A 25,810-nucleotide genomic window follows, 5' to 3' on the forward strand; every position below is an offset into this window, starting at 1 on the left:
TTTTGCAGCAAGCCGCAATCAGTGACGGAAGTGACGGGTGCCGGTCAGCAGCATGACGACATCGCGCTCATTGGCGGCATCGATGACTTCCTGGTCGCGCATGGAGCCGCCCGGATGGATGACGCAGGTTGCGCCGGCATCAACCACCACGTCCAGGCCATCGCGGAACGGGAAGAAGGCATCCGAGGCCACGGCCGAACCGGCCAGGGTCAGGCCGGCATTCTGCGCCTTGATGGAAGCGATGCGGGCCGAATCGATACGGCTCATCTGGCCGGCGCCGACACCCAGGGTCATGCCATTGCCGCAGAACACGATGGCATTGGACTTGACGAACTTGGCCACGCGCCAGGCGAACATCAGGTCCTGCAATTGCTGCTGGGTCGGCTGCTTCTTGCTGACCACCTTCACATCGGCCAGCAGGACGTTCTTGGCGTCCGGCGACTGCACCAGCAGGCCACCGCCGACGCGCTTGAAGTCATAGCCGTTCAGGCCCGTGCCCAGGGGGATTTCCAGCAGGCGCACGTTCTGCTTGGCCGCGAAGATCTGCCTGGCCTCGGCCGTGAAGGACGGGGCGATCAGCACTTCCAGGAATTGCTTGGCCACGGCTTCGGCCGCTGCGGCGTCCACTTCGCGGTTGAAGGCGATGATGCCGCCGAAGGCCGAGGTCGGGTCGGTCTGCAGGGCCTTGCTGTAGGCTTCCAGCGGGTTGGCGCCGATGGCCACGCCGCAGGGGTTGGCGTGCTTGATGATGACGCAGGCAGCTTCCGTGGCCGGGTCGAAGCTCTTGACGCATTCCCAGGCAGCATCGGCGTCGGCGATGTTGTTGAAGGACAGTTCCTTGCCTTGCAACTGGGTGTAGTTGGCCAGGGCGCCATCGACCTTCTTGATGTCGCGATAGAAGGCGGCGCTCTGGTGCGGGTTCTCTCCGTAGCGCATGTCCTGGACCTTCTCGAAGTGAAGATTCAGGGTGGCTGGGTAGGCGCTGCGCGTGCTGTGCTGCTTGTCTTCACCCAGCGAGGTGAAGTAATTGGTGATGGCGCCGTCGTATTGCGCGGTGTGGGCGAAGACCTTCTTGGCCAGCGCGAAACGCTTTTCGTAGGGCAGGTCGCCGCCGGACTTGAGCTCGGCCAGCACGCCTTCATAGTCGGTCGGATCGCAGATGACGATGACGTCCTTGTGGTTCTTGGCCGAAGAACGCAGCATGGCCGGGCCGCCGATGTCGATGTTCTCGATCGCGTCTTCCAGCGAGCACTCGTCCTTGGCCACGGTCTGCTGGAACGGGTACAGGTTCACCACCACCATGTCGATGGTGGGGATGCCGTGCTGTTCCAGGGCGGCGACGTGCTCGGGGAAATCGCGACGGGCCAGGATGCCGCCATGGACCTTGGGATGCAGCGTCTTCACGCGGCCATCCAGCATTTCCGGGAAACCGGTGTAGTCGGCCACCTCGGTGACCGGCACGCCATTGTCGGCCAGCAGCTTGGCGGTGCCGCCGGTGGACAGGATGTTGACGCCCATGGCAGACAGCGCGCGCGCAAAGTCGAGCACGCCTGCCTTGTCGGATACGGAAATGAGTGCTTGTTTGATCATGGTAGGCAAGACTGGTAAGGAAAAGGAAACCTGAAAAACCGTGGAAGGAAGCGGCATCCGCACCCCATCCCGACGCCCCCGATGCGGCGCCGGCATGGTCGGTGACGGCTACAGCAGGCCGTGTTGCTGCAGCTTCTTGCGCAGCGTGTTGCGGTTGATGCCGAGGATCTCGGCGGCCTGGGACTGGTTGCCCTCGGCGCGCGCCATCACGGTCTCGAAGACCGGTTTTTCGACCGTGGCCAGCACCATGTCGTAGACATTGGTCGGTAGCTGTTCACCCAGATCCCGGAAATATTTTTCCAGGCTCTTCTTGACGACATCCTCGATACTTTCTTTGCTCATTGCTTTGTTGCTTCTGTTCTTGTCGGCGCCGCCTCGCAGGCTTGAATGCGCCATTTCCCCTGGGCGCGATCGTGCGTGGCGATGCCGTGTTGTTGATCAATTGCGCCCGCCGTTGCCGCTCGCGCCGGCGCATCCGATACCCTGTTCCGTGGTGCTGTCCTGCCGTGTTGCTTCAGGCGGCCAGCGGCACCTCGTCGGCCAGTCCGTATTGCAGGCGATCGCCATGCACGGTCTGGTCGGCAAAGAATTGCCGTACTGCCTGCAACTGCTGGCCGCAGTCTTCGATGCGGTTCATGCTGCGGCGGAAAGTCTCACCGCCCGGCAGGTCGCGCACATACCAGCCGATGTGCTTGCGTGCCGTGCGCACGCCCAGGTAGTCGCCGTAGAAGGCGTAGTGGGCTTGCAGGTGCTCCTCCATCAGGTGCGCCACTTCGGTCACCAGCGGCGCCGGCAGGTGTTCGCCGGTACGCAGGAAGTGATCGATCTCGCGGAAGATCCAGGGGCGTCCCTGGGCGGCGCGACCAACCATGACGGCATCGGCCCCGGTGATGCGCAGGACCTCGCGCGCCTTCTCGGGGGTGGTGATGTCGCCATTGGCCACCACCGGGATCGTCACGGCGGCCTTCACGGCCGCGATGGTGTCGTACTCGGCTTCACCGCTGTAGCCGTCGGCCCGGGTGCGGCCGTGCAGGGTCAGCATGGCGATACCGGCGGCTTCGGCGCGGGCGGCGATCTTGAGGGCGTTCTTGTTGGCGCGGTCCCAGCCGGTGCGGAATTTCAGCGTCACCGGCACGTCCACCGCCGACACCACCGCGTCCAGGATGCGCGCCACCAGGTCCTCGTCCTGCAGCAGCGCCGAACCGCACCAGCTGTTGCAGACCTTCTTGACCGGGCAGCCCATGTTGATGTCGATGATCTGGGCACCGCGCTCAACGTTGTACTTGGCGCAATCGGCCAGCATGACCGGATCGGCCCCGGCGATCTGCACCGCCTTGGGTTCCATCTCGCCATCGTGGTTGATGCGACGCGAGGTCTTCTCGCTCTGCCACAGCCGCGGATCGGACGCCGCCATTTCGGACACGGCATACCCTGCCCCCAGCTGCTTGCACAGCTGACGGAACGGACGGTCGGTCACACCCGCCATGGGGGCGACGAACACGTTGTTGCGCAGGGAATAGGGCCCAATGTTCACGACGTGGATCAGGGGGAGGTTCGAGGAAGGGCGCTATTTTAGCGCGATTGCCAGCCTCGCCCAACAAGAATCGGGCGCGGTTACATCTTTGGGGCTGATTATTTATTGGGCAGGAGGGACTGTTGGCGAAATGCCAATGTCACGTATCAGCGGACAGGAAAACCAACAAACCGCCAAGATCAAACGACCGGAAAGATACCTCCCGGCAACAGTGCAGCTCAACGATCCACCTCATCCAGCGTCTCCCGCTGGAGATGCCCGATCTCGCCCCAGGAGCGGATGTGGGCGCGTTCGCCGTCCCAGTGCAGGCGGTTCACGCTGGCATTGAAGATGTCGAAGGTGCGCGGCTGGGCGAAGCAAGTCTGGCTGGCCCAGTGATGCACGCACTCCAGCACGCCGCCATGCGTGACGATGGCCACCTTGCGATAGCGGCCCGAGGCCAGCACGCGCTGCACCGCCGCGACAGAACGTTCATAGAACTCGCGCATGGTCTCGGCGATGCGCTCACCCGCGGGATAACGAAAGTCTGGTTCGCGAGCCTTCCACTGGCGATAAGCCTCGGGATAGCGCACCTCGATCTCGGTATGGCGCAGCCCCTCGAAGGCGCCATAGCAGCGTTCGCGCAGACCGGCATCGATCTGCACCGCCAATCCCGCCACCCCCGCCACGGCCTGGGCGGTATCGCGCGCACGCTGCAGGTCGCTGGCGAAGACGGCATCGATGCCCTCCCCCGCCAGCGCCTCGCCCAGCGCCAGCACCTGACGCTGGCCGGCCTCATTCAAGCCGATGTCGATATGCCCTTGCAGGCGCTTGTCCACGTTCCAGTCGGTTTCGCCGTGGCGGATCAGCAGGATCTCGGTCATGCTTCAGTTCAGCTGCGCGGGACCGCGTTGGGGTTGAGGGTGTACAGGCCGGTGATCGAAGCCTGCTCCAGCACGTGATCACGCAATGCGGTCAGGACCACCGATCCTTCCAGGTTGCCGGCTACCGGCAACTGTTCCACGTCCAGTGCATAGAGGGTGAAGATGTAGCGGTGCACCAGCGCATCGTTCCACGGCGGGCAGGGGCCGTCATAGCCGAAGTAGTCACCGCGCATGTCGCCGTCCCCGGCGAACCAGCCGGTGTAGTCGTTGATACCCTGGCGCGCCCCCGGCATGACCTCGCCCAGCACCGCCGGCCCCGGCTTGCCACGGGCGGTCACGCCGTTGCTGAACTGGCCGGCCTTGATCTGGCTGACATTGGCAGGAATGTCGACCAGCGTCCAGTGATAGAAATCAACGCGCGGCAGCTCCAGCGGCACGGTCTTGCCTTCCTGGTTCACGTCGTCGCCGCGCGAAGGCACGTCAGGATCGTGCACCACCAGCGCCAGCGACTTGGTGCCGGCAGGCAGATCACTCCACGCGAAGTGCGGATTGCGATTGGAAGACAACGCCACGTGTGTCTTGGGATCCATCACCGCAAAGGCGAATTCGCCGGGGATGTTGGCACCGTCCTTGAAAGAATCGCTCCAGAATTTCATATCACCTCCTAAAAGTAAGGCCACATTCAACACGCATTACGGATCCATTTGGGGACGCGCCGCCCGGCTTCAATGCCGGGCCTGGATTTATTGAGCAAGGTTCATATCGGCAGTCGGGGCCTTGGGCTTGACCTGCAGCCAGAAGGTCACCGGACCGTCGTTGGTGAGCGATACCTTCATATCGGCTCCGAAGCGCCCTGTTCCGACCCGCTCCTGACCATGCCGCACGCGCGCCTGCGCCACGAAGTGATCGAACAGCTGCCGCCCGAGTTCCGGCGCCGCAGCAGGCGTGAAGGAGGGGCGCGTGCCTGAATTGGTATCGGCCGCCAGCGTGAATTGCGGGATCAGCAGCAAGCCGCCTTGCACATCGGCCACACTGCGATTCATCTTGCCGGCCTCGTCGCTGAAGACGCGATAGGCCAGCAGCTTCTTCAGGAGGGCGTCAGCTTCGGCCGGGGTGTCGTGGCGCTCGGCGCAGACCAGCACCATGAGCCCGGTGCCGATGCTGCCCAGCGTCTGGCCATCCACCACCACCGCGGCCTGGCTGACCCGCTGCAAGAGAGCGATCATGCGCGCTCCAGCTTACGCCAGGGTGACGCGGGCAAACTTGCGCTTGCCCACTTGCACCACGCACTGGCCGGCCTCGACCTTCAAACCCTTGTCGCTGATGACGGTGCCGTCGATACGCACACCGCCCTGCTCCACCATGCGCAGCGCCTCCGAGGTGGAGGCGCACAGGTTGGCCTGCTTCAACAACTGGCCGATGCCCAGCGGTGCGCCCGACAGCGAGACTTCCGGGATATCGTCCGGGATGCCGCCCTTGGAACGATTGACAAAGTCGGCCAGCGCATCTTCGGCGGCCTGCTGCGAGTGGAAGCGGGCCACGATTTCCTGGGCCAGGGCCACCTTGATGTCACGCGGATTCTTGCCGGCTTCGACATCAGCCTTGAAGCCGGCGATCTCGGCCATGGAACGGAAAGACAGCAGCTCGTAGTAGCGCCACATCATCACGTCGGAAATGCTCATCACCTTGGCGAACATGGTGTTGGCCGGTTCGGTGATGCCGATGTAGTTGCCCTTGGACTTGGACATCTTTTCCACGCCGTCCAGGCCTTCCAGGAGCGGCATGGTCAGGATGCACTGGGGCTCCTGGCCGAAATCCTTCTGCAGCTCGCGGCCCACCAGCAGGTTGAATTTCTGGTCGGTGCCGCCCAGTTCCAGGTCGGACTTCAGGGCCACCGAGTCATAACCCTGCATCAACGGGTAGAGGAATTCATGCACCGAAATCGGCGTACCTTCCTTGAAGCGCTTGGTGAAGTCATCACGCTCCATCATGCGCGCCACGGTGTAACGCGAAGCCAGCTGGATCATGCCGCGGCTACCCAGGGCGTCGCACCATTCGGAGTTGTAGCGGATCTCGGTCTTGCTCGGATCCAGCACGAGACTGGCCTGGGCGAAATAGGTCTTGGCGTTGACCTCGATCTGCTCGCGCGACAGCGGCGGACGGGTGGCGTTGCGACCGGACGGGTCGCCGATCATGGAGGTGAAGTCACCGATCAGGAAGATCACCTGGTGGCCCAGGTTCTGCAGCTGGCGCATCTTGTTCAACACCACGGTGTGCCCCAGGTGCAGGTCGGGCGCAGTCGGATCCAGACCCAGCTTGATGCGCAGCGGCTGGCCGCTTTGCTCGGAACGCGCCAGCTTTTGCGCGAATTCGCTTTCGATGAGCAGCTCATCGATGCCGCGCTTGGTAATGGCCAGCGCCTCCTGCACCTTGTCGGTGAGGGGCAGGCGGGAAGGGGCTGCAGACGTGGCAGCAGAAGCAGCAGCGGAGGTGGACTGATCGGCGTTCATCGATATAACTAAAAAATAGGCTTTTGTAGGACAGGACCGCTAAACCGTGTTGCTATAATTCCGACTTTCGTTTTTTCTGCCCAGCGCCAGGACGCGGCCTCAGAAGCTCAGCAGCAGAAAAAGCGTATCGACCCGTAGGCGATGTTTCGCGGGCGCAACACGGTGGGGGACAGGAAACGCCGCATTGCAGCCATACCCGCCATCCGCCACGGAAACGCCAGATTTTAACGTATTCGGTTTGCATGTTCCCACAAGATAAACTCAAGCACCTCTCGTCCCTGTGCTTCTCCGTGTTGCAGTCCTGCCACCACAAAGTCGCCGCCTCCTCGCCCAAGACCCGCATCATTGGCGCCAGCGCCCTGTTCCTGGCCGCCTTCACCATCGGTGCCGCCGGTTTCGCCCCGGCCGAGCCGGACCTGCGCGATGCCCCGGTCAACCCGATCTCCAAGGAACTGGCCCTGCCCAATCTGCAACAGCAGATCAGCGCGCTGGAAGAACGCTCGCAGTATTACGTCAACGAAGAGAAGGTCCGCAGCGGCGACACCCTGGCCACCCTGCTCAACCGTCTGGGCGTGGATGACGACGAGGCCACCGCCTTCATCAAGTCCGATACCCTGGCGCGCACGGTGATGCAGTTGCGTCCCGGCAAGCGCGTGGTGGCACAGACCGATGACAACGGCGAGCTCGTCAAGCTCTCCGCCACCCTGGACGACGGCAGCGATACCCCCAAGAACCTGGTGATCTCGCGCCACGACGGCAAGCTCACCGCCCAAGCCCAGCCCGCCGTGCTGGAGCGCCGCGTGGAAATGCGCGCCGGCATCATCTTCTCTTCGCTCTTCGCCGCCACCGATGCGGCCCAGATCCCGGACGCCATCGCGATGCAGCTGGTGGACATGTTCGCCACCAACATCAACTTCGCCTCCGACCTGCGCCGTGGCGACCGTTTCAACGTGGTCTACGAGACCTACTACCAGAACGGTGACCTGGTGCGCACCGGCCGCGTGCTGGCCGGTGAATTCGACAATGCCGGCAACCGCTACCAGGCCGTCTGGTTCAGCGACCCGGCCAGCAAGACCGGCGGGGGCGGCTACTATGCCTTCGATGGCAAGTCGCTGAAAAAAGCCTTCCTGAAGTCGCCCCTGGCCTTCACGCGTATCTCTTCCGGTTTCTCGATGCGCCTGCATCCCATCCTCGGCAAGTGGAAGCAGCACACCGGCGTGGACTTTGCCGCGCCGACCGGCACCCCCATCCATGCCGCAGCCGACGGTGTGATCGATTTCGTCGGCCAGCAGAATGGCTACGGCAACATCGTCGTCATCAAGCACTGGGGCGGTTACTCCACCGCCTACGGTCACATGAGCCGTTTCGCGCCCAACATCAAGAAGGGCATGAAGGTCAGCCAGAATGACGTGATCGGCTTCGTCGGCATGACCGGCTGGGCCACCGGCCCGCACCTGCATTACGAGTTCCGCGTCAACAACCAGCCGCGCAATCCGCTGTCGGTGGACGTGCCCAACACCCAGGCCCTGACCGGACCACAATTGCAGCGTTTCCGTAGCGTGGCAGCCGACATGCAGCACCGTATGGCCATGCTGCGTGTGCCGGGTGCGCCCGATGTGAAGCTGGCGACCATCAAATAAGCCGGGGCTGTCCGATATCCCCTGCCGGGGCGGCGCTGTAGAATCAGCGGCCGCCCTTTTCTTTTTCTGCCCTTGCCCGCCATGAACGATTCTTCCCAGTTGTATATCGGCCTGATGTCCGGCACCAGTCTCGACGGTGTCGATGGCGTGCTGGCCGCCTTCGACGGCCAGGCCGTGTCGGCCACGCTGGCAGCAGCCTACGTACCCTTCCCCGCACATCTGCGCGCCGACCTGATGGCCCTGCAAGCCACCGGCCCCAACGAGATCGAGCGCGAAGCCCTGGCCGCCAATGCGCTGGCAGTGCATTACGCCGACTGCGTGGCGCAACTGCTGCTGCAGGCCGGCAAGTCGGCAGCCGATGTGCGCATGGTGGGGGTGCATGGACAGACCATCCGCCATCGTCCCGAACTGGGGTTCACGCGCCAGAGCAACAATGCCGCCCTGCTGGCCGAACTGTGCGCCATCGATGTGGTCGCCGATTTCCGCAGCCGCGACGTCGCCGCCGGTGGCCAGGGCGCACCGCTGGTACCAGCCTTCCATCGCGCCCTCTTCGGTGATGCGACCCAGTCGCGGGTAGTGGTCAACATCGGCGGTATCGCCAACATCAGCATCCTGCCGGCCGATGAAGAAGGGGCTTACGGTTTCGATACCGGTCCCGGCAATGCGCTCATGGATGGCTGGATCCATCTGCACCAGCAACGCCCCTACGACGCCAATGGTCACTGGGGTGCCTCCGGCCAGGTCCATGCGGGACTGCTGGCGCAATTGCGCGACGAAGCCTTCTTCCGCGCAGCACCGCCCAAGAGTTCCGGACGCGACCTGTTCCACCTGGACTGGCTGCAGGCAGCGCTGCTGCGCACCGGCGCAGCGCTCGCCCCGGAAGATGTGCAGGCCACCCTGGCCATGCTCACCGCCAGCACCATTGCCGAGGCCATCCTGGCCCATGCGCCTGCGGCCCGACAGGTCTATGTCTGCGGAGGCGGCGCCGAGAATGCCCTGCTGATGCGCTTGTTGCAGCAGCAGTTGCAGGACCGTGCGATCGTGCAGTCGACGGCAGTACTGGGCGTGGCCCCGCAACATGTGGAAGCGCTGGCTTTCGCCTGGCTGGCGCGCCGCTTCGACCTGCGACTGCCGGGCAATCTGCCGGCAGTGACCGGCGCGCGCGGCTTGCGGGTACTGGGTGCGCTCTACCCGGCCTGAACCGATATCGCAGAAACGACGAAGCCGTCCGGTGCAGCATCGGACGGCTTCGTTTTATTATTTATTCTATTTTTCATTTTTCATTTTATTTCGATACCGATCAGTTCGGTATCAAAATAAAAATCGCAATTTGCAATTTGCAATTAGTAACGGCTGATACGACCGTTATCCAGTCGCACGCGGTCGCCCACGCGGAAGTCGGTATTGTCTTCCTGCGCAAAGGTCTGCAAGGAACCGTCACTCATGCGCACGCGGATGTTGTAGACCGGATGAGCTGCAGCGCTGTTGCGTTGGACCTGGTTACCCGCATATGCGCCACCGGCTGCACCGGCTACGGTCGCCAGCACACGGCCGGTGCCGCCACCTACCGCGTTGCCCAGCAAACCACCCGCCACGCCGCCCACCACTGCACCGGCCACGCCGCTGCTTTCCTTGTGGGTGACTTCGATGGCTTCCACCACGCCGGTACCGGAATAGGCTGCCACCCGTTCATAGTTCTGCGAGGTGGGCGCAGCGCCGTAAGGCGCTTGCTGCGGACTGGCGCAGCCGATCAGCAGGCCGGCGAAACTGGCGCTGACCACGGCCAGCGAAACATAATGATGACGGATGGACATGCGATTCTCCTGTGCGGCAATGCGATGGATAGTGTGCACAGTGTGCCGCGCCTGGTGCGCGCGCGGAATCGGAGAAGCCCGGCAATGCGTGTCGGAAGAATGAGGACGTCGCCGTCAGCAGACAGTCAATTGAGCCAGCCGCGCCGACGGAAATACCAGAACGGCGCAATGGCCGACCCCACCATCAGAAGGATGGCCAGGGGATAACCGACCACCCAGTCGAGTTCGGGCATGACCCGGAAGTTCATGCCGTAGATGCTGGCAATCAGCGTGGGGGGCAGGAAGGCCACCGAGGCCACCGAGAAGATCTTGATGATCTTGTTCTGGTTGATGTTGATGAAGCCGACCGTGGCATCCATCAGGAAGTTGATCTTGTCGAAGAGGAAGGCGGTGTGACCATCCAGGGATTCGATGTCGCGCAGGATCTGACGCGCATCCTCGAACTGCTCCGAACTCAGCAGACGCCCGCGCATCAGGAAGCTGACCGCGCGGCGCGTATCCATCATGTTGCGGCGGATGCGGCCGTTCAAGTCTTCTTCGTGGGCGATGGTGTTGAGCACATCGGCGGCGGCCTGGTCGGAGAGGCTTTTCTTCAACACGCTGGTACTGACCGCTTCGAGCTTCTGGTAGATGCCTTCGAGGGCATCGGCGGAGTATTCGGCATCGGTCTCGTAGAGATCGAGCAGCACGTCGCGATAGTCGCCGATGGAACCGGGCCGCGAGCGCGCGCGCATGCGCACCAGGCGGAACACCGGCAGGTCTTCGGCGTGCACCGAGAAGAGGATGTTGCGCGCCAGGATAAAAGCCACCGTCATGGTGGAGGACGAATCATCATCCCCTTCGAAGAGGAAGTCGGTGCGCAGATGCAGGTCGCCGTTCTCGGCCTCGAAGTAACGGGCCGAGGCTTCGATGTCGCTGAATTCATCCTCGTCGGGCAGGGTCACGCCATAGATGCTCTTGACCCAGGCGCGCTCTTCGTCATTGGGTTCGGTCAGGTCCACCCAGACCGGCGCGGCCTGTTCCAGGTCGGTGCGGCTGTCGATGTTGACCTGACTCAGCCGTCCGTTTTGCAACACGAATACATTGATCATGGGTTCTCGCTCGGTGGAACGCGGGTGAAGTGCGGGCAGCCCGTGGCGACAGGCGCGAAACGTGCGCAAGTGTACGTTCAAGCCCCGCGCCAGGCAAGCGCCAATCCAGCGCCGACGACACGGCCGTGCTCGCCAGGGCGCACTGTCATACGGCGGTCATCTGGCTGCGGCAGCAGCGCGATCACTTCACTTGTGCGCAGGCGGCAGCGTGGCCGCATTCATGCGACGCAGGATCAGGCTGGTACGCACCGCCAGGTAGCCGGAGCCGCGATTGCGGTCGTAATAGCGCGGACGCGGCAACATCACCGCCAGCCGCGCAGCCTGCTCCGGGCCGAGACTGGCGGCACTGATGTGATAGTAATGCTGGGCCGCCGCCTCGGCGCCGAAGACACCGTTGCCCCATTCCACCACGTTGAGGTAGATCTCGAAGATGCGCTGCTTGTCCAGCAGGAATTCCAGCATGTAGGTGATGATGAATTCCTGGCCCTTGCGCAGGTAGCTGCGCTCGCCCGAGAGGAACAGGTTCTTGGCCAGCTGCTGGGTGATGGTCGACCCACCGGCCACCACGCGGCCTTTCTTCTCATTCTTTTCGTAGGCCCGTTGCAAGGCGTCCCAGTCGATACCGTCATGCTCGGAGAAATTGGAGTCCTCGGAAGCGATGATGGCGCGCTTGAGATTGTTGGAGATGCGCGCGTAAGGCACCCAGCGCAATTGCAACTGGGCTTTCGGATCCTTCTCGCGCAGCAGCGACAATTGCTGGCGCATGAAACTGGTGGACTCGGGATTGTGATCCTTCCACCACCAGATCTGCACGAAGAAGTACATCTGCAGCAGCAATACCAGTGCAATGGGCAGGACGATGATCCAGAAGAGCAGCTTGCGTAGCGATTTCATGTGCCTGTTGTTGTTCTGTTGCCGTGTTGCGTCGATCCGGGAAATTGTGTCATGGCAGGGTCATGCAGAGCTGCAATCCAGCAGTCCTGTGGTCCTGCAGTCTTCTACAGGAGCAGAGGACTATCCTGCCCTCATTGCGACAACTGCTGGCGCAGGCTGGCAAACACCTCGGCGGTGGCCGGTCGCACGCCGCGCCAGAGCTGGAAGGCTTCGGCTGCCTGCTCGACCAGCATGCCCAGGCCATCGCGCACACTGGCACCATGTTGCTGTGCGCTCTGCATGAATACCGTGGGCTGGCGACCATACATCATGTCGTAGGCCAGGGTCTCGCCACCATAGACCGACACCGGCAGCGGCGGCAGGTCATCGGACAGGCTGGCCGAGGTGGCATTGATGATGACATCGAACACGCCCTCCAGTTCGGCATAGGCGGCACTGGTGATGGGCCCGTATTCGGCAAACTGCTGCGCCAGCTCGTCGGCCCTTGATTGGGTGCGGTTGACGATCACCAGCTGCGCCGGTCGCTGCTGCAGCAGGGGCAGCAAGGCCCCGCGCGAGGCTCCCCCGGCGCCCAGCAAGAGCACACGACGCCCTGCCAGGGCCTGGCCGGCATTGACCATGATGTCGGTGACCAGGCCGGCACCATCGGTGTTGTCCCCGAGGATGCGTCCGCCCTCGAACTTGAGGGTATTGACCGCCCCCGCCAGGCGCGCGCGCTCGGTCAATTGATCGGCCAGGGCATGTGCCTCCAGCTTGAAGGGTACGGTGACGTTGGCGCCGCGCCCGCCGCGCCGCCGGAACACCTGCACCGCCACCGTGAAACCGTGCAGCGGCGCCAGCAGGCGCTCGTAGTGCAGCGACTGGCCGGTCTGGGCAGCGAACTGCGCATGGATCTCGGGCGACTTGCTGTGGGCAATCGGATTGCCGATGACGACGTATTCATCCATGGTGATGGACCTGCTCCCTCGTTGTATGTTGTTCGCTCTTCTTGGCCGGCATGGGCGGGTATTGGAGACTGCGGCCCCGGTCGGCTGCGTCGCCGACGATATCAGCCGGCACCCAGCTGTGCCTGCACACCCTCGTCGCGGGTGAAACGGAAGGTCACGATGACTTCCCACACGTCATCCTTGCCGTTGGTACGCATGTTGTCCGGAAAGCGGCCAAACGGTGCCGAACGCCGCACGATGGCCACTGCCGCCTGGTCCAGTGCGGCATTGCCGGAACTGGTGCGCACCAGCACGCCGCCATCGCGCTCGTAGATGCTGCCATCCTGGAAGACCGGGATCACCACCAGCAATTCACCGTAGAGCTTCTTGCCGTCGCGGGTCGGGAAGTTCAGGGTGCCGACCTTTTCTATCTTGTCCTGCAGGGCCTTGAAGTAGCGGGCATAGCCGACTTCACGGGTGCTGGGCGTGATCTGTGTCTTCTTCGGACGCTTGTTGTATTGCTCGATGTCCCTGGCCAGTTCCGCTTCCATGCGCGCCATGGCCCGGGCGGTCTCGGTCAGGTCGCGCGCCTCGGGCTGGGGCGCGGCCACCGGCTTGTGCTGCTCGGCGCTGGCCACGTGCTGCCTTGCCTCCCGCAACTGGGCCAGCATCTTGCGCTGCTCCTGTTCCAGTTCGGCCACCTTGCGCTGCGCGGCCTTGACGCTGTCACCGCTCTGCACGTGCTGCATGTCCGGCAGCGGCGACCTGGCACGGCCCTTCTCGGCATTGCCGCCGCCATCCAGATTGGCCTGCGCCAGCGCCTGGGCGTTGACCGGCTTCTTGTCATGCTTGGCGTTGACCAGGATGACTTCCAGTTCCGGGTCCGACGGTTTGAAGCGGAAGGCGTCGGGCGCGGCGAAGTGCACGGCCAGCAGCAGGCCATGCACCAGCAGCGAAATTCCGAGCGCCAGGCTCAGCAGACGGTGTTGGGCAAACAGATTCACAGCAGATGGGGAGCAACGACGATATTCACAGCGCCAATTCTACGCCAGCACCGCGTCATTGGGCCGCCTGGGCGGACGGGTTTTCGCCCGCGTCGGCCAGGTGATCGGGCTCATCCTCCTGCGCCGGATCGGGTTCGGCGGCAGCGTCTTCGTCCTGCGCTTCGCCGCCCATGGCGGCCATGCCTTCGAGCAACTCCTCGTCGTCTTCGCCCAGATCGTTGTCCAGGGTCTGGGCGGCGGCGGTCGGCACCTCCAGCAGGCGCGCTTCCACGGTCAGGTCGACTTCATCCCAGCGCAGCAGGTCCAGCTTGACCTGCAGGCCGCGCGCCAGCTGCGGCAGGCCGGGCATGCGCAGCACCAGCGGAATCTCGACCAGGCGCAGGATTTCATCCTTCAACACCACCGCTTCCACGGTACGGGCATTTTCCTGGGCCAGCCAGCGCAGACACCAGTAGCGTTCCATGGTGGACTGGAAATCGGCATAACCGGAATACGCCGCATCGAAGCCCGAGACGATGGCGAACAGATCGGCATCACGCGGCTTGAAGGGCGCCACCAGCGGCGCGGTCACGCCATGTTCGATGCAGGCCAGGATCTGCCACTGGTTGACCAGGTCGGTATAGCGGCGCAGGGGCGATGTGCTCCACGCATATTGGTCCACACCCAGCCCCTGGTGAGGCGCAGCGTGCGTGACCATGCGCACCTGCATCTTGGCCGCCCAGCCGCCTGCCCCGCCGCCTTGCGCGCGGTAGATGCCGGGGACGCCATGATCGGCCATGAGCTTGCCCCAGGTGCTGTTGGCAAAGATCATCAGCTCGGCCACGATCTTGTCGAGCGGCGCGCCACGGCGACGGCGCACGATGCTCACCACATCGTTCTCGACGTAGAAGTTGAAGTCGACGCGGTTGTTCTGTTCCGGACGCAGCCCGAAACTCTCGCGCTTGGCCATGCGCCCCTGTTCCAGCAACTGCACCCACTGCCACAGCAGGGCGATCTCGTCCTTGTGCGGATACTCGCCACGATTTTCGGCCAGGGCTTCCTCGGTGACCAGCTCGTCGAGGTCGTTGTGGCGCAGGTTGGCGGCGATCGGCACCCGCTCGGCGCGGGTCTCGGTGGCCAGCACTTCCCAGTTGGCCGCATCCAGCGTGGCGTACAGCGACAAGGCCGGACGGGCGGCGCCGGCATCGAGCGTATAGGCGGCCACCAGGTCGTCGGGCAGCATGGTGATCTTTTCGCCCGGCATGTAGACGGTGGACATGCGCGCGCGCGCAAGCGCATCGATGGCGTCGCCGCGCTTGATGGCCAGGCCGGGGGCGGCAATGTGGATGCCCACGCGCAGCTTGCCATCCGGCAGGCGGGTGACCGACAGCGCGTCATCGATTTCGGTAGTGGTCACGTCATCGATGGAGAAAGCCTGCACGTCAGCCAGTGGCAGATCGGTGGTAGCGGGGGGAATCTCGATGGCCGGAAAACCGGTGCCACGCGGGAAGAATTCGTAGAGGAAGCGCGCGTAATGCAGATCCTTGGGCGAGGCCACCCCACCGGCGGCCAGCATCAGGCGTTGCGGGGTGGTCTGCAATTCCTTGGCGGCGGCGTCCAGGGCCTTGAATTCGATGCCGTTCTTGTCCGGCTTGAAGAGCAGTTGCAGGGCGATGGGGCGGAAAGCTTCGGGTAGCTTGTGCGCCTTGAGTTCTTCCACATACACGGCTTGTGCGGCCAGTTGCTGCTTCTTCTTTTCCAGCCCGGCCAGCGCGGCCTGCAACGAGGCTTGCGGGGCGGCCTTGTAGCGGCCACGCCCCTTCTTGTAGAAATAGATCGGCGCGCGATGCAGGCACAGCAGCAAGCCGGCCGCTTCCGGCGGCAGCGGGGCATGACCAAAGTACTCGGCGGCCAGATCGGTGAAGCCGAACTCTTCTTCGCCGGCCACTTCCCAGAGGAAATCCAGGTCGACTTCCTCGGCGATGGCCTGGGCCTGCTGCATCAGCTCGGCCGGGGAAGGGGCAGCGAATTGCAGCAGTGCATCGCGCGACTTGACCTTGGCGCGCTTGCCGGAGGCCATCTCGACCTGGTAGGACTCGCCCTGCTGGGTCATGATGGAGCCGGCCTTGAAGTCGCCGGATTCTTCGAACAATAAATTCATCTGCTTCTATCGCTTTTCAATCGCTACGTGGGCCGGCCGAGGACGCATCAGCACTTCCAGGGCCGGCAGGAAAACATCGGTGACCATCAGTACGCCGCCGCGCCGGGTAAACAGGGAGCGGCGCGCGAGCAAGGTGGTCGGCAATTCGGTCTCGGGCAGGGCCTGCGCAATGCGACGCATCAGCGGATGGCCGGCGCACAGCCGAGCATACTGGATGGGACTGCGCCCGACCAGCGGATCAAAGAACAAGTTGGCGCCCAGCGGGGTGGTACCCAGCTTGCTGAAAAAAGGCCAGTCGGACTTGACCGAGCCGGTGGACAGGATCGTGTGCCCGAACACCAGCGGCTGCCCGTCACCCAGCAGGATCACATCGCGCTCCACCACGCGGCTGCGGGGCGATATGCACAAGGCTTCATGCTCATCGGCCAGGATGCGGCCCGGACGCTGACGCAGCAGGCGCACACTGAAGCTTTCTGTCCGTTTCCTGAGTTTCAGGGTCATGGAACCCGGGTCCGCCAACCAGGACCGGGTGCGCCGCATCAGCTCGCCATCGGCGGCCAACAGCCCCGCCAATGCCTGCGGATGCGCCATCCAGCGCGCCTTGCGCACGGCATGCGGCATCAACGCACCGCCTTGCCGGACACATCCACACCGCAGAAGGCCAGCACCTCGTCGAGATGGTCAGCAAACTCGGCCATGCCGTGATCGCTGCCCTCGATGACGGTCTGGCGGGCACCGGGGTAATGGGCCACCATCTCGCGCCAGTCCAGCACTTCGTCGCCGGTGGCCGCCAGCAGGAAATATCGCTGGGGACGGGTGATCGCCGGTACGGCCAGGGCCAGCAGCTCGGCGATGTACTCGCGCTTGAATTCGAAGGGCTCGTCGGAGTGATACTGCGTGCTCACGCCGACATAGGATTCCAGGTCGCGCGGCGGCTTGACCGCCGGGTTGACCAGCACCGCCCGGCAGCCGGTATGCTCGGCCAGCCAGGTGGCGTAATAGCCGCCCAGGGAAGAGCCGACCACGGTCAGCCGCGCCGGGTCCACGCCGGCCACCAGCGCGCCGGCCAGGGCGATGGCGCCGGCCGGTGACGCCGGCAGTTGCGGGCAGACGTAGTGGTCCTGCAATCCCAGCGCAGCCATGCGCTGCCCCATCACACGCGCCTTGAAGGACTGCGGCGAGGAACGAAAGCCGTGCAGGTACAGGATCATGCCAGCGCGTCCAGCAGTTTCTGGTGCACACCGCCGAAGCCGCCATTGCTCATCACCAGCACGTGGTCACCCGGCTGCGCGGCGGCCTTGACGGCTTGCACCAGCGCATCCAGATCGTCGAAGGCAGAGGCTTTCTGCCCCAGCGGCGCCAGCGCCTCGGCCAGATCCCAACCCAGCGCATCGCGCCCGGACCGGGCGCCGAAACCGAAGACCAGGTCAGCATCCACCAGGCTGCCCGGCAGGGCCTCTTTCATCGTGCCCAGCTTCATGGTGTTGGAACGCGGCTCCAGCACCGCCAGGATGCGGGCCGCGCCGACCTTCTTGCGCAGACCGGCCACGGTGGTGGCAATCGCGGTCGGATGATGGGCGAAATCGTCATACACGGCCACGCCATTGGCGCTGCCGCGCAACTCCATGCGCCGCTTGACACTCTGGAACGCGCCCAGGGCCGCGATGGCCTGGGCCGCCGGTACGCCCACGTGACGCGCGGCGGCAATGGCGGCCAGCGCATTCATGCGGTTGTGTTCACCGGTCAGGGTCCAGTCCACCGTTCCCTGTGAGTGGCCTTCGAAGAAGACCTCGAAACGGCCATCGTCGTGGGTCTGCAGCGACCAGCCGGGCTGGCCTGCGGCCACGCCAAAATCTTCACGTTCGCTCCAGCAGCCGCGCGCCAGCACGCGCTGCAACGCGGCTTCACGGCCATTGACGATGACCCGGCCGATCCCGGGCACGGTACGTACCAGATGGTGGAATTGCGTCTCGATGGCGGCCAGATCGGGGAAGATGTCGGCATGATCGTATTCCAGGTTGTTGAGCACGGCGGTGCGGCTGCGGTAGTGCACGAACTTGCTGCGCTTGTCGAAGAAGGCGGTGTCATACTCGTCGGCCTCGATGACGAAGAAGGGTGAAGGTCCACCGTGACCATCGCTGCCCAGGCGTGCCGAGATGCCGAAGTTCATCGGTACCCCGCCGATCAGGAAGCCGGGCTGGTAACCTGCGTGCTCCAGCACCCAGGCCAGCATGGCCGAGGTGGTGGTCTTGCCATGCGTGCCGGCCACCGACAGGACCCATTTGTTCTGCAGGATGTTCTCGCCCATCCATTGCGGCCCGGACACATAGGGCAGGCCGCGGTTGAGGATCTCTTCCATCAGCGGGTTGCCGCGCGAGACGACATTGCCGATCACGAACAGGTCCGGCTGGATGTCCACCTGGGACGGCTCGAAACCCTGGGTCAGGGTGATGCCCTGGGCTTCCAGTTGCGTGCTCATGGGGGGATAGACGTTGGCGTCGCAGCCGGTCACGGTATGGCCAGCCTCTTTGGCCAGCACGGCCAGGCCGCCCATGAAGGTGCCGCAGATGCCGAGGATGTGTATGTGCATAGCGAATCTTGGGGTGTAATCCCGCGATTTTACCTGAGGCGGCGGGTGCACCCGCTAACGAGTATGATGTCGGCCATGTCTGAATTCGAATTCACTTCCCCTACCGAGCAGCTGCGCGCCGAAATCGCCGCGGCCGCCGCTCGCATGATCGCCGAAGACGGTGCCGACTACGGCAGCGCCAAGCGCAAGGCCGCCAGACAGATCCTGGGCAACCAGAAGGTGCGCGGCGAGATCATGCCGGATAACGAACAGATCGAAGAAGAAGTGCGCATCTACAACGAACTCTTCTTTGCCGACACGCAACCGGCGCGCCTCTTGCACCTGCGCCAGGTGGCCCTGCAACTGATGCAGGACCTGCAACAGTTCAATCCTTATATTACCGGCGCGGTGTGGAATGGCACGGCAGGTGAACATTCTGACATCCACTTGCAGCTGTTCTCCCCCAGTGCCAAGGATGTCGAGATCTTCCTGCTGAACAAGAATGTGAACTTCGAGGTCGGGGAGACCAGCCACTTCCGCACCGGCCAGGCCGTGGAGACCCTGAGCTTCCTGCTGCCCCAGCGCGGCGCCGACCCCGAACTGGCCCATCTGGCCCTGTATGACCAAGACGATCTGCGTGGCAGCCTCCGTGCGGCGCCCGGCAAACGCCCCGAGCGCGGCGATGCGGCTGCGCTGGCCAATCTGATCGACGCCCCCTCCGAGGACTGACTCATGACGAAGCTGAAAAATATCATCCTGTTGGCCGTAGTTGCGGCCGTTTGCGTGGGCGTTGGCGTCTATGTCAGCCATCGCACCAACCCGCCCGTCTCGCCGGAGACCCAGGCGCTCAACACGCTGCTGTCACAATCGATGCCGGATGCCAGCGGGCAGACGCAGTCGCTGGCGCAGTACAAGGGCAAGCCCCTGATCGTGAACTTCTGGGCCACCTGGTGCGGCCCCTGCGTGGAAGAAATGCCGGAGCTGACGGCCTTGCAGCAGGAAATCGCGCCGGTGCAAATTCTCGGAATTGGCGTCGATAGTCAGGAAAATATCGCCAAGTTTGCGCAAAAGTACCAAATCCGCTATCCTCTCTTCGTTGCCGGAACCGGCGCCACCGATTTGCTGCGGCAATTCGGCAATCAGGCGGGCGGTCTTCCGTTCACCGCTCTGGTGGGCAAGGACGGCAACGTCAAGAAGGTCTACCTGGGCCGCATCAAGTTCGATGAACTGCGCGCCGACCTGGCACAGCTCTGATCCTGGAGTCACCTGCGAGGCCACCTGGCCGCCGTGCCAAACGCAAATCCGTGAAAAGAAAGTTTTTCTTGCCAAATGATGGTATTTGACGGCAAAATGCGCGCATCGTCGTCAAACGGAGCTTAATCTCCATGGCAAAACAGCTACTCCTGCTCAATGGTCCGAACCTCAATCTGCTCGGAACCCGGGAGCCGGAAGTCTACGGATCGACCACGCTGGCCGATATCGAACAGCGTGCACAAGAACAGGCCCGCGCCGCCGGGGCGCACCTGGCGAGCTTCCAGAGCAATCACGAAGGCGCCCTGATCGACCGCATCCACCAGGCGCGCCTGGAGGGGGTCGATGGCATCATCATCAACCCGGGCGGACTCACGCATACCAGCGTGGCCCTGCGCGATGCGCTGGCCGGCGTGGCCATTCCCTTCGTGGAACTGCATATCTCCAATGTGCACCAGCGCGAGGAGTTCCGGCATTTTTCCTACCTGTCCGGCATCGCCCGGGCAGTCCTGTGCGGCTTCGGGGTGGACGGTTATCGCATGGCCGTCGACTACTGGCTGCGTCAATCCTGACGGCGGGCTGTCCCCGCTTCGAACGGATCGCTTCACGTACTGCAAGACCCAGACTGAACCCGCCGGACGCGACAGAGCGCCGGCGCTTCGTTAACACTACTTATCTACATTCCGAGGGATTCAAATGGATTTACGAAAACTCAAGACGCTCATCGACCTGGTTGCTGAATCGGCCATCGAAGAGCTGGAAGTCACCGAAGGTGAAAGCAAGGTCCGCATCGTCAAGTCTTCCCCGAATGCCCAGAACCAGGTGGTGATGGTGCCGCAACAGCAGGCCTACGCGCCGGCCGCCGCCCCCGTGGCCGCTGCCGCGCCTGCTGCGGCCCCCGCTGCCGCACCGGCGGCCCCGGCCGTGCCGGAAGGCCATATCGTCAAGTCGCCCATGGTCGGCACCTTCTACCGTTCCTCGGCACCGGGCGCACCGGCTTTCGTCGAAGTGGGCAAGGAAGTCAAGGAAGGCGATACCCTGTGCATCATCGAAGCCATGAAGCTGCTCAACGAAATCGACGCCGACAAGGGTGGCGTGGTCAAGCAGATCCTGGTGGAAAACGGCCAGGCCGTCGAGTTCGGCCAACCGCTGTTCGTGCTGGGCTGATTCCCGCCACAGCAGTCCCTGGCCTGGCAGCAACGGCTGCCGCGGCCCGGCTCCGGAACCTATAACGCTTGAACCTGGCGACGCCTCATTCCTGTTATGTTTGAAAAAATCCTCATCGCCAACCGTGGCGAAATTGCCCTGCGTATCCAGCGCGCCTGCCGCGAACTGGGCATCAAGACCGTGGTCGTGCACTCCGAGGCCGACCGCGAGGCCAAGTACGTGAAGCTGGCCGATGAGTCGGTCTGCATCGGCCCGGCCCCGTCCACACTGTCCTACCTGAACATGCCGGCCATCATCAGCGCCGCTGAAGTCACGGACGCCCAGGCGATCCACCCCGGCTACGGCTTCCTGTCGGAAAATGCCGATTTCGCCGAGCGCGTGGAACAGTCCGGCTTCGTCTTCATCGGTCCGCGCGCGGAAAACATCCGCATGATGGGCGACAAGGTCTCGGCCAAGCAGGCCATGATCCGTGCCGGCGTACCCTGCGTGCCGGGTTCGGAAGGGGCACTGCCGGACAATCCCAAGGAAATCGTCCAGATCGCCCGCAAGATCGGCTATCCGGTCATCATCAAGGCTGCCGGCGGCGGCGGCGGTCGTGGCATGCGCGTGGTGCATACCGAAGCCGCGCTGATCAATGCCGTGACCATGACCAAGACCGAAGCCGGTGCCGCCTTCGGCAATCCGGAAGTCTATATGGAGAAGTATCTGGAAAATCCGCGCCACGTGGAAATCCAGATCCTGGCCGACGAGCACAAGCAGGCCATCTGGCTGGGCGAGCGCGACTGCTCCATGCAGCGCCGCCACCAGAAGGTGATCGAGGAGGCTCCGGCACCGGGCATCCCGCGCAAGATCATCGAGAAGATCGGCGAACGCTGCGCCGAAGCCTGCCGCAAGATGAACTATCGTGGCGCTGGTACCTTCGAGTTCCTGTATGAAAATGAAGAGTTCTACTTCATCGAGATGAACACCCGCGTGCAGGTGGAACACCCGGTGACCGAGATGATCACCGGTGTGGACATCGTGCAGGAACAGATCCGCATTGCCGCCGGCGAAAAACTGCGTTACCGCCAGCGCGAAATCGAACTGAAGGGGCATGCCATCGAGTGCCGCATCAACGCCGAGGATCCGTTCAAGTTCATCCCCTCGCCGGGCCGCATCACGGCGTGGCACGTGCCGGGTGGTCCTGGCATCCGCGTGGATTCGCATGCCTATTCAGGTTATTTCGTGCCGCCCAACTATGACTCCATGGTCGGCAAGGTGATCGCCTATGGCGCCACCCGCGAACAGGCCATCCGCCGCATGCAGATCGCGCTGTCGGAAATGGTGGTGGAAGGCATTTCGACCAACATCCCGCTGCACCGCGAACTGATGGTCGATGCGCGTTTCTTCGAAGGCGGAACCAATATCCATTATCTGGAACATAAGTTGTCGGAACGCCCGACGGCGCCGGAAGCGGACAAGTCCCTCAAGAAGTAAATCGCAGCACATCAGCAACAACGCAACGCAAGAGCAAAGGCAAAGGTAGAGGCAAGCATGGCTTGGGTAGAAATCGTCATCGAAGTGGCGCGCGAACAGGCGGAGGCATTGTCCGACGCCCTGATGGACTCTGGCGCCCTGTCGGTGTCGGTGGAAGATGCCGATGAAGGGACGGACGCCGAGCGTCCGCTCTTCGGCGAACCCGGCATGGAGCCGGAAACGGCCGCCTGGGATCGCAGCCGCGTGGTGGCCTTGGCCGGCAAGGATGCCGACCACGCCACCATCGTCATGGATGCGGCCAAGGCCATCGGCCTGGACTATGCCCTGCCCTTTGCCACCCGCAGCGTGGAAGAGCAGGACTGGGTGCGCCTGACGCAATCCCAGTTCGAGCCCATCCACATCGGCCAGCGTATCTGGGTCGTGCCCAGCTGGCACGAAGCCCCCGCCGATCCGGATGCCCTGGTGCTGGAACTGGATCCGGGCCTGGCCTTTGGCACCGGCAGCCATCCGACCACGCGGCTTTGCATGGAGTGGCTGGAAGCCAATGCCACGCAAGCCCGCACGCTGCTGGACTACGGCTGCGGCTCGGGCATCCTGGCGCTGGTCGCCGCCAAGATCGGCGTACCCCAGGTGATCGGGGTGGACATCGATCCGCAGGCGCTGGAGTCGGCCCAGCACAATACCGCCCGCAATCATTGCAGCGCCGCTTATTACCTGCCCGAACCCTTCGCCGAAGCCCATCCGGAAGGGGAACGCTTCGACGTGGTGGTGGCCAACATCCTGGCCGGTCCCCTGCAACTGATGGCGCCGATGCTGGCTGGCCGCGTGCGCGCCGGTGGCTCGCTGGTGCTGTCGGGCGTGCTGGATCGCCAGGCGCAGGAAGTCATCGCCACCTATGCTCCCTACATCGCCCTGACCGTGTGGGCTGAACATGAAGGCTGGGTGGCCCTGGCGGGCCGCCTGCCGGAGTAATCCATGGCGCTGGCGACCCAGTGTCCGCACTGCCTGACCATCTTCAGGGTCGCCAGCGACCAGCTCAAACTGCGCGGCGGACTGGTCCGCTGCGGCAACTGCCGCCAGGTCTTCAACGGTAACGAATTCCTGGTCGAGGCCAGCGTGGCCGACGGTCATTACCAGCCGGCGCCGGGCAGCAAGGCCCAGGCCGGCATGAGCACGCCGCCCCCATCGCCCCCCGCACCGGCGGCAGCCCCCAGTGGCCCCGCCAACAGCCCCTATGAACAATCTGGCGCGCCGCTTGCCGCGCAGCCGGTTCCTGTCGCGCCCGCCGCGCAGACGTCCGTTCCAGAGGTGAACGTTCCTGCTGCACAGCCCACTGCGCCCGTCGCTGCCTTGGCGGCCGCGCCTGCGGCCATCCCGGTCATCGCCGAGCCCAAGGTCTTCCGCTCGCCCGCCAGCCCTGGCTACCTTCCCGACCTCGGAGCAAGCTTCAAGCCTGCCGCGTCGGCCGCAGAGATCCCCGCGGATGACCAGACCGCCCGCCCGACGACACCGCCCGAGCCAGCCCCGGACAGCGGCGCCCTGCTGCGCCGCTCGTCTGCCGACGCCGAGGAGATTGTCGCGCCGCCCGAGGTGGCCGCCGTCTTCCGCATCGATGATGAACCCGTGTTGCACGAGGTGGCGCAGTCCGAGGAGGCATTCTCCGCCCTTGACGAACCGTCAGGGCAGGAACAGGACGACGCGCAAGACGACGAGCCCGCCGCCGAGCCCGGCTTCGTCAGGCGCGCTGAGCGCCGCGCGCGCATCAGCCAGGTCATGAAGATGGTGATGATGGTGCTGGCCGGCGTGATGGTGCCGGTGCTGCTGCTGCAATCGCTTTATTACTGGCGCAATCCGCTGGCCGCGGCGGTGCCGCAACTGCGCCCCATGCTCAACGGCATGTGCGTGGCCTTGCATTGCACCGTCGGCCTGCCCACCGAGATCGACCGGCTCTCGCTGGAATCCAACGAACTGCAGGTGGTGCCGCCCAACCAGAACGTGTATGCGCTCTCGCTGGTGATGCGCAATCGCGGTATCAGCGCCCAGGCCTGGCCGCATATCGAGCTCACGCTCAACAATGACGACGAGAAGGCCGTGGTGCGCCGCGTCTTCCGTCCGCGTGACTATCTGGCCGACCCGGGCCAGGCCGACAGCGGCATCGGCCCCGAGAGCGAACAGCAGATCAGGATCAACTTCGAGCTCAAGGATGCGCTGGTCTCGGGCTATCGCATCTATCTCTTCTATCCCTGATCGTCACCGCCCTGCCTGAACACGAAACGACTTGCGTCAGGTTCGGACTGCACGCCGCTTTTCTTCTACAATGCGGCATCATTCACTCACAAGTCCCGACCACCCCATGAGCTCCCTGATCTGCGGTTCCCTCGCTTACGACAACATCATGCAGTACGAGGGCCGCTTCGCCGAAGCCCTGCTGGCCGACCAGTTGCACAAGGTCAACGTCTCTTTCCTGGTGCCGACCATGCGCCGCGAATTCGGCGGCTGTGCCGGCAACATCGCCTACAACCTCAAGCTGCTGGGCGGTGAGCCCATCGTGATGGCCACTGTTGGCCTGGACAGCGCGCCCTACATGGAGCGCTTTGCGGCGCTGGGCATCTCCACGCAATGCGTGCGCCAGATCGAGTCTTCCTTCACGGCCCAGTGCTTCATCACCACCGATGCCGACAGCAACCAGATCACCGCCTTCCACCCCGGTGCCATGACCTGGTCGCACGAGAACAAGGTGGCCGATGCCGGCCCGGTCAAGTTCGCCATCGTCGCCCCGGATGGCCGCGACGGCATGCTGCAGCATGCCCAGCAGGCCGCCGAGCTGAACATCCCGCTGATCTTCGATCCGGGCCAGGGCATGCCGATGTTCGATGGCAACGACCTCAAGAACTTCATCGACCTGGCCACCCACGTGGCCGTCAACGATTACGAAGCCGAGCTGCTGACCGCGCGCACCGGACTGTCGCTGGCACAGATCGCCGAGCGCGTCACGGCCCTGGTGGTCACGCGCGGTGAACTGGGTGCGGACATCTTCGTGGACGGCAAGCAATATGCCATCCCCTGTGTACCGGCCGACCGGATCGCCGATCCGACCGGTTGCGGCGATGCCTTCCGCGCCGGCATGCTGTTCGGCCTGACCGAAGGCTACGACTGGGAAACCACGGGACGCCTGGCCAGCCTGATGGGCTCCATCAAGATCGCTTCGCAGGGACCGCAGAACCACGCACCGTCCAGGGCCGAGATCGAGGAGCGCTTCCACCAGGCCTTCGGTTATCGTTTCGGCTGATGTGCCTGCCTGCCGGCACGACACTGCGTGAGGCCGGCAGCATGACCCACCA

General features: G+C 63.8%; 26 protein-coding genes. 10 read left to right on the top strand and 16 right to left on the bottom strand.

Going from position 1 to position 25,810, the window contains the following annotated elements; genetic code table 11:
- Positions 1-18 precede the first annotated feature (18 nt).
- The 7 genes from purH to tyrS form a co-directional block, all read right to left on the bottom strand.
- Complete coding sequence (purH, locus tag HWE01_RS06920; protein ID WP_241821413.1) at positions 19-1,590, bottom strand: bifunctional phosphoribosylaminoimidazolecarboxamide formyltransferase/IMP cyclohydrolase; 1,572 nt, start codon at positions 1,588-1,590, stop codon at positions 19-21.
- 108 nt (positions 1,591-1,698) lie between these two features.
- Positions 1,699-1,932 (bottom strand): Fis family transcriptional regulator, encoded by a 234-nt coding sequence (locus tag HWE01_RS06925; RefSeq protein ID WP_006463627.1) that lies wholly within the window; start codon positions 1,930-1,932, stop codon positions 1,699-1,701.
- 172 nt (positions 1,933-2,104) lie between these two features.
- Positions 2,105-3,124: a tRNA dihydrouridine synthase DusB gene (dusB, locus tag HWE01_RS06930; protein ID WP_008334716.1), complete on the bottom strand. Its 1,020-nt coding sequence runs from the start codon at positions 3,122-3,124 to the stop codon at positions 2,105-2,107.
- A 218-nt stretch (positions 3,125-3,342) separates the two neighbouring features.
- The gene (locus tag HWE01_RS06935; protein ID WP_008334715.1) at positions 3,343-3,987 is read right to left on the bottom strand and encodes a histidine phosphatase family protein; all 645 of its coding nucleotides are present in this window, start codon (positions 3,985-3,987) and stop codon (positions 3,343-3,345) included.
- A gap of 8 nt (positions 3,988-3,995) precedes the next feature.
- Positions 3,996-4,643, bottom strand: a complete 648-nt coding sequence (locus HWE01_RS06940) for a YbhB/YbcL family Raf kinase inhibitor-like protein (protein WP_008334713.1) — start codon at positions 4,641-4,643, stop codon at positions 3,996-3,998.
- 87 nt (positions 4,644-4,730) lie between these two features.
- Positions 4,731-5,213, bottom strand: coding sequence for a D-aminoacyl-tRNA deacylase (dtd, locus tag HWE01_RS06945; RefSeq protein WP_241821414.1), 483 nt, complete (start codon positions 5,211-5,213; stop codon positions 4,731-4,733).
- Between the two features lie 12 nt (positions 5,214-5,225).
- Complete coding sequence (gene tyrS, locus HWE01_RS06950) at positions 5,226-6,497, bottom strand: tyrosine--tRNA ligase (RefSeq protein ID WP_008334706.1); 1,272 nt, start codon at positions 6,495-6,497, stop codon at positions 5,226-5,228.
- Positions 6,498-6,739: 242 nt separating this feature from the next.
- Here tyrS and HWE01_RS06955 point away from each other — a divergent pair, with 242 nt between their 5' ends.
- Both HWE01_RS06955 and HWE01_RS06960 read left to right on the top strand, forming a co-directional pair.
- A complete protein-coding gene (locus tag HWE01_RS06955; RefSeq protein ID WP_241821415.1) occupies positions 6,740-8,137 on the top strand; it encodes a M23 family metallopeptidase in 1,398 nt (465 codons plus the stop codon).
- Between the two features lie 81 nt (positions 8,138-8,218).
- Complete coding sequence (locus HWE01_RS06960; RefSeq protein ID WP_241821416.1) at positions 8,219-9,337, top strand: anhydro-N-acetylmuramic acid kinase; 1,119 nt, start codon at positions 8,219-8,221, stop codon at positions 9,335-9,337.
- A 143-nt stretch (positions 9,338-9,480) separates the two neighbouring features.
- Here the strand turns inward: HWE01_RS06960 and HWE01_RS06965 are convergent, their stop codons facing one another.
- From HWE01_RS06965 to mpl, 9 genes are all read right to left on the bottom strand, one after another.
- On the bottom strand, positions 9,481-9,951 hold the full coding sequence (locus tag HWE01_RS06965; RefSeq protein WP_008334695.1) for a glycine zipper 2TM domain-containing protein: 471 nt from the start codon (positions 9,949-9,951) through the stop codon (positions 9,481-9,483).
- Between the two features lie 125 nt (positions 9,952-10,076).
- Positions 10,077-11,042 carry a magnesium/cobalt transporter CorA gene (gene corA / locus HWE01_RS06970; protein ID WP_008334694.1) on the bottom strand — a complete coding sequence of 322 codons (966 nt, stop codon included), beginning with the start codon at positions 11,040-11,042 and terminating at the stop codon, positions 10,077-10,079.
- 186 nt (positions 11,043-11,228) lie between these two features.
- Positions 11,229-11,936 carry a monofunctional biosynthetic peptidoglycan transglycosylase gene (mtgA, locus tag HWE01_RS06975; RefSeq protein WP_008334693.1) on the bottom strand — a complete coding sequence of 236 codons (708 nt, stop codon included), beginning with the start codon at positions 11,934-11,936 and terminating at the stop codon, positions 11,229-11,231.
- Positions 11,937-12,067: 131 nt separating this feature from the next.
- Positions 12,068-12,883: a shikimate dehydrogenase gene (aroE, locus tag HWE01_RS06980; RefSeq protein WP_175342886.1), complete on the bottom strand. Its 816-nt coding sequence runs from the start codon at positions 12,881-12,883 to the stop codon at positions 12,068-12,070.
- Between the two features lie 101 nt (positions 12,884-12,984).
- Positions 12,985-13,866 carry a cell envelope integrity protein TolA gene (tolA, locus tag HWE01_RS06985; RefSeq protein WP_008334683.1) on the bottom strand — a complete coding sequence of 294 codons (882 nt, stop codon included), beginning with the start codon at positions 13,864-13,866 and terminating at the stop codon, positions 12,985-12,987.
- Positions 13,867-13,921: 55 nt separating this feature from the next.
- Positions 13,922-16,006, bottom strand: coding sequence for an RNB domain-containing ribonuclease (locus HWE01_RS06990; protein ID WP_175342888.1), 2,085 nt, complete (start codon positions 16,004-16,006; stop codon positions 13,922-13,924).
- A 6-nt stretch (positions 16,007-16,012) separates the two neighbouring features.
- On the bottom strand, positions 16,013-16,627 hold the full coding sequence (locus HWE01_RS06995; RefSeq protein WP_175342889.1) for a chorismate--pyruvate lyase family protein: 615 nt from the start codon (positions 16,625-16,627) through the stop codon (positions 16,013-16,015).
- Positions 16,627-17,217 (bottom strand): YqiA/YcfP family alpha/beta fold hydrolase, encoded by a 591-nt coding sequence (locus tag HWE01_RS07000; protein WP_175342890.1) that lies wholly within the window; start codon positions 17,215-17,217, stop codon positions 16,627-16,629. Before HWE01_RS07000 ends, HWE01_RS06995 begins: the two co-directional genes overlap by 1 nt.
- On the bottom strand, positions 17,214-18,596 hold the full coding sequence (mpl, locus tag HWE01_RS07005) for a UDP-N-acetylmuramate:L-alanyl-gamma-D-glutamyl-meso-diaminopimelate ligase (protein WP_241821417.1): 1,383 nt from the start codon (positions 18,594-18,596) through the stop codon (positions 17,214-17,216). Before mpl ends, HWE01_RS07000 begins: the two co-directional genes overlap by 4 nt.
- 66 nt (positions 18,597-18,662) lie before the next feature.
- Between mpl and HWE01_RS07010 the strand changes: the two genes are divergently transcribed.
- The 8 genes from HWE01_RS07010 to HWE01_RS07045 all read left to right on the top strand — a co-directional run bounded on the left by HWE01_RS07010 (position 18,663) and on the right by HWE01_RS07045 (position 25,758).
- Positions 18,663-19,304, top strand: a complete 642-nt coding sequence (locus tag HWE01_RS07010) for a hypothetical protein (RefSeq protein WP_008334675.1) — start codon at positions 18,663-18,665, stop codon at positions 19,302-19,304.
- 3 nt (positions 19,305-19,307) lie between these two features.
- On the top strand, positions 19,308-19,829 hold the full coding sequence (locus HWE01_RS07015; protein WP_175342892.1) for a TlpA family protein disulfide reductase: 522 nt from the start codon (positions 19,308-19,310) through the stop codon (positions 19,827-19,829).
- A 131-nt stretch (positions 19,830-19,960) separates the two neighbouring features.
- Positions 19,961-20,398 (top strand): type II 3-dehydroquinate dehydratase, encoded by a 438-nt coding sequence (gene aroQ, locus HWE01_RS07020; RefSeq protein WP_008334673.1) that lies wholly within the window; start codon positions 19,961-19,963, stop codon positions 20,396-20,398.
- A 124-nt stretch (positions 20,399-20,522) separates the two neighbouring features.
- The gene (gene accB / locus HWE01_RS07025; protein WP_008334672.1) at positions 20,523-20,993 is read left to right on the top strand and encodes an acetyl-CoA carboxylase biotin carboxyl carrier protein; all 471 of its coding nucleotides are present in this window, start codon (positions 20,523-20,525) and stop codon (positions 20,991-20,993) included.
- A gap of 96 nt (positions 20,994-21,089) precedes the next feature.
- Complete coding sequence (gene accC / locus HWE01_RS07030; RefSeq protein ID WP_008334670.1) at positions 21,090-22,469, top strand: acetyl-CoA carboxylase biotin carboxylase subunit; 1,380 nt, start codon at positions 21,090-21,092, stop codon at positions 22,467-22,469.
- A gap of 57 nt (positions 22,470-22,526) precedes the next feature.
- Positions 22,527-23,441 (top strand): 50S ribosomal protein L11 methyltransferase, encoded by a 915-nt coding sequence (prmA, locus tag HWE01_RS07035; protein ID WP_008334669.1) that lies wholly within the window; start codon positions 22,527-22,529, stop codon positions 23,439-23,441.
- A 3-nt stretch (positions 23,442-23,444) separates the two neighbouring features.
- Positions 23,445-24,716 (top strand): DUF3426 domain-containing protein, encoded by a 1,272-nt coding sequence (locus HWE01_RS07040; RefSeq protein ID WP_241821418.1) that lies wholly within the window; start codon positions 23,445-23,447, stop codon positions 24,714-24,716.
- A gap of 106 nt (positions 24,717-24,822) precedes the next feature.
- Complete coding sequence (locus HWE01_RS07045; RefSeq protein ID WP_008334666.1) at positions 24,823-25,758, top strand: carbohydrate kinase family protein; 936 nt, start codon at positions 24,823-24,825, stop codon at positions 25,756-25,758.
- Positions 25,759-25,810: the final 52 nt, after the last annotated feature.

This window comes from Herbaspirillum sp. C7C8 (assembly GCF_022627875.1).
In the GTDB taxonomy this organism is placed as follows: Bacteria; Pseudomonadota; Gammaproteobacteria; order Burkholderiales; family Burkholderiaceae_D; genus Herbaspirillum.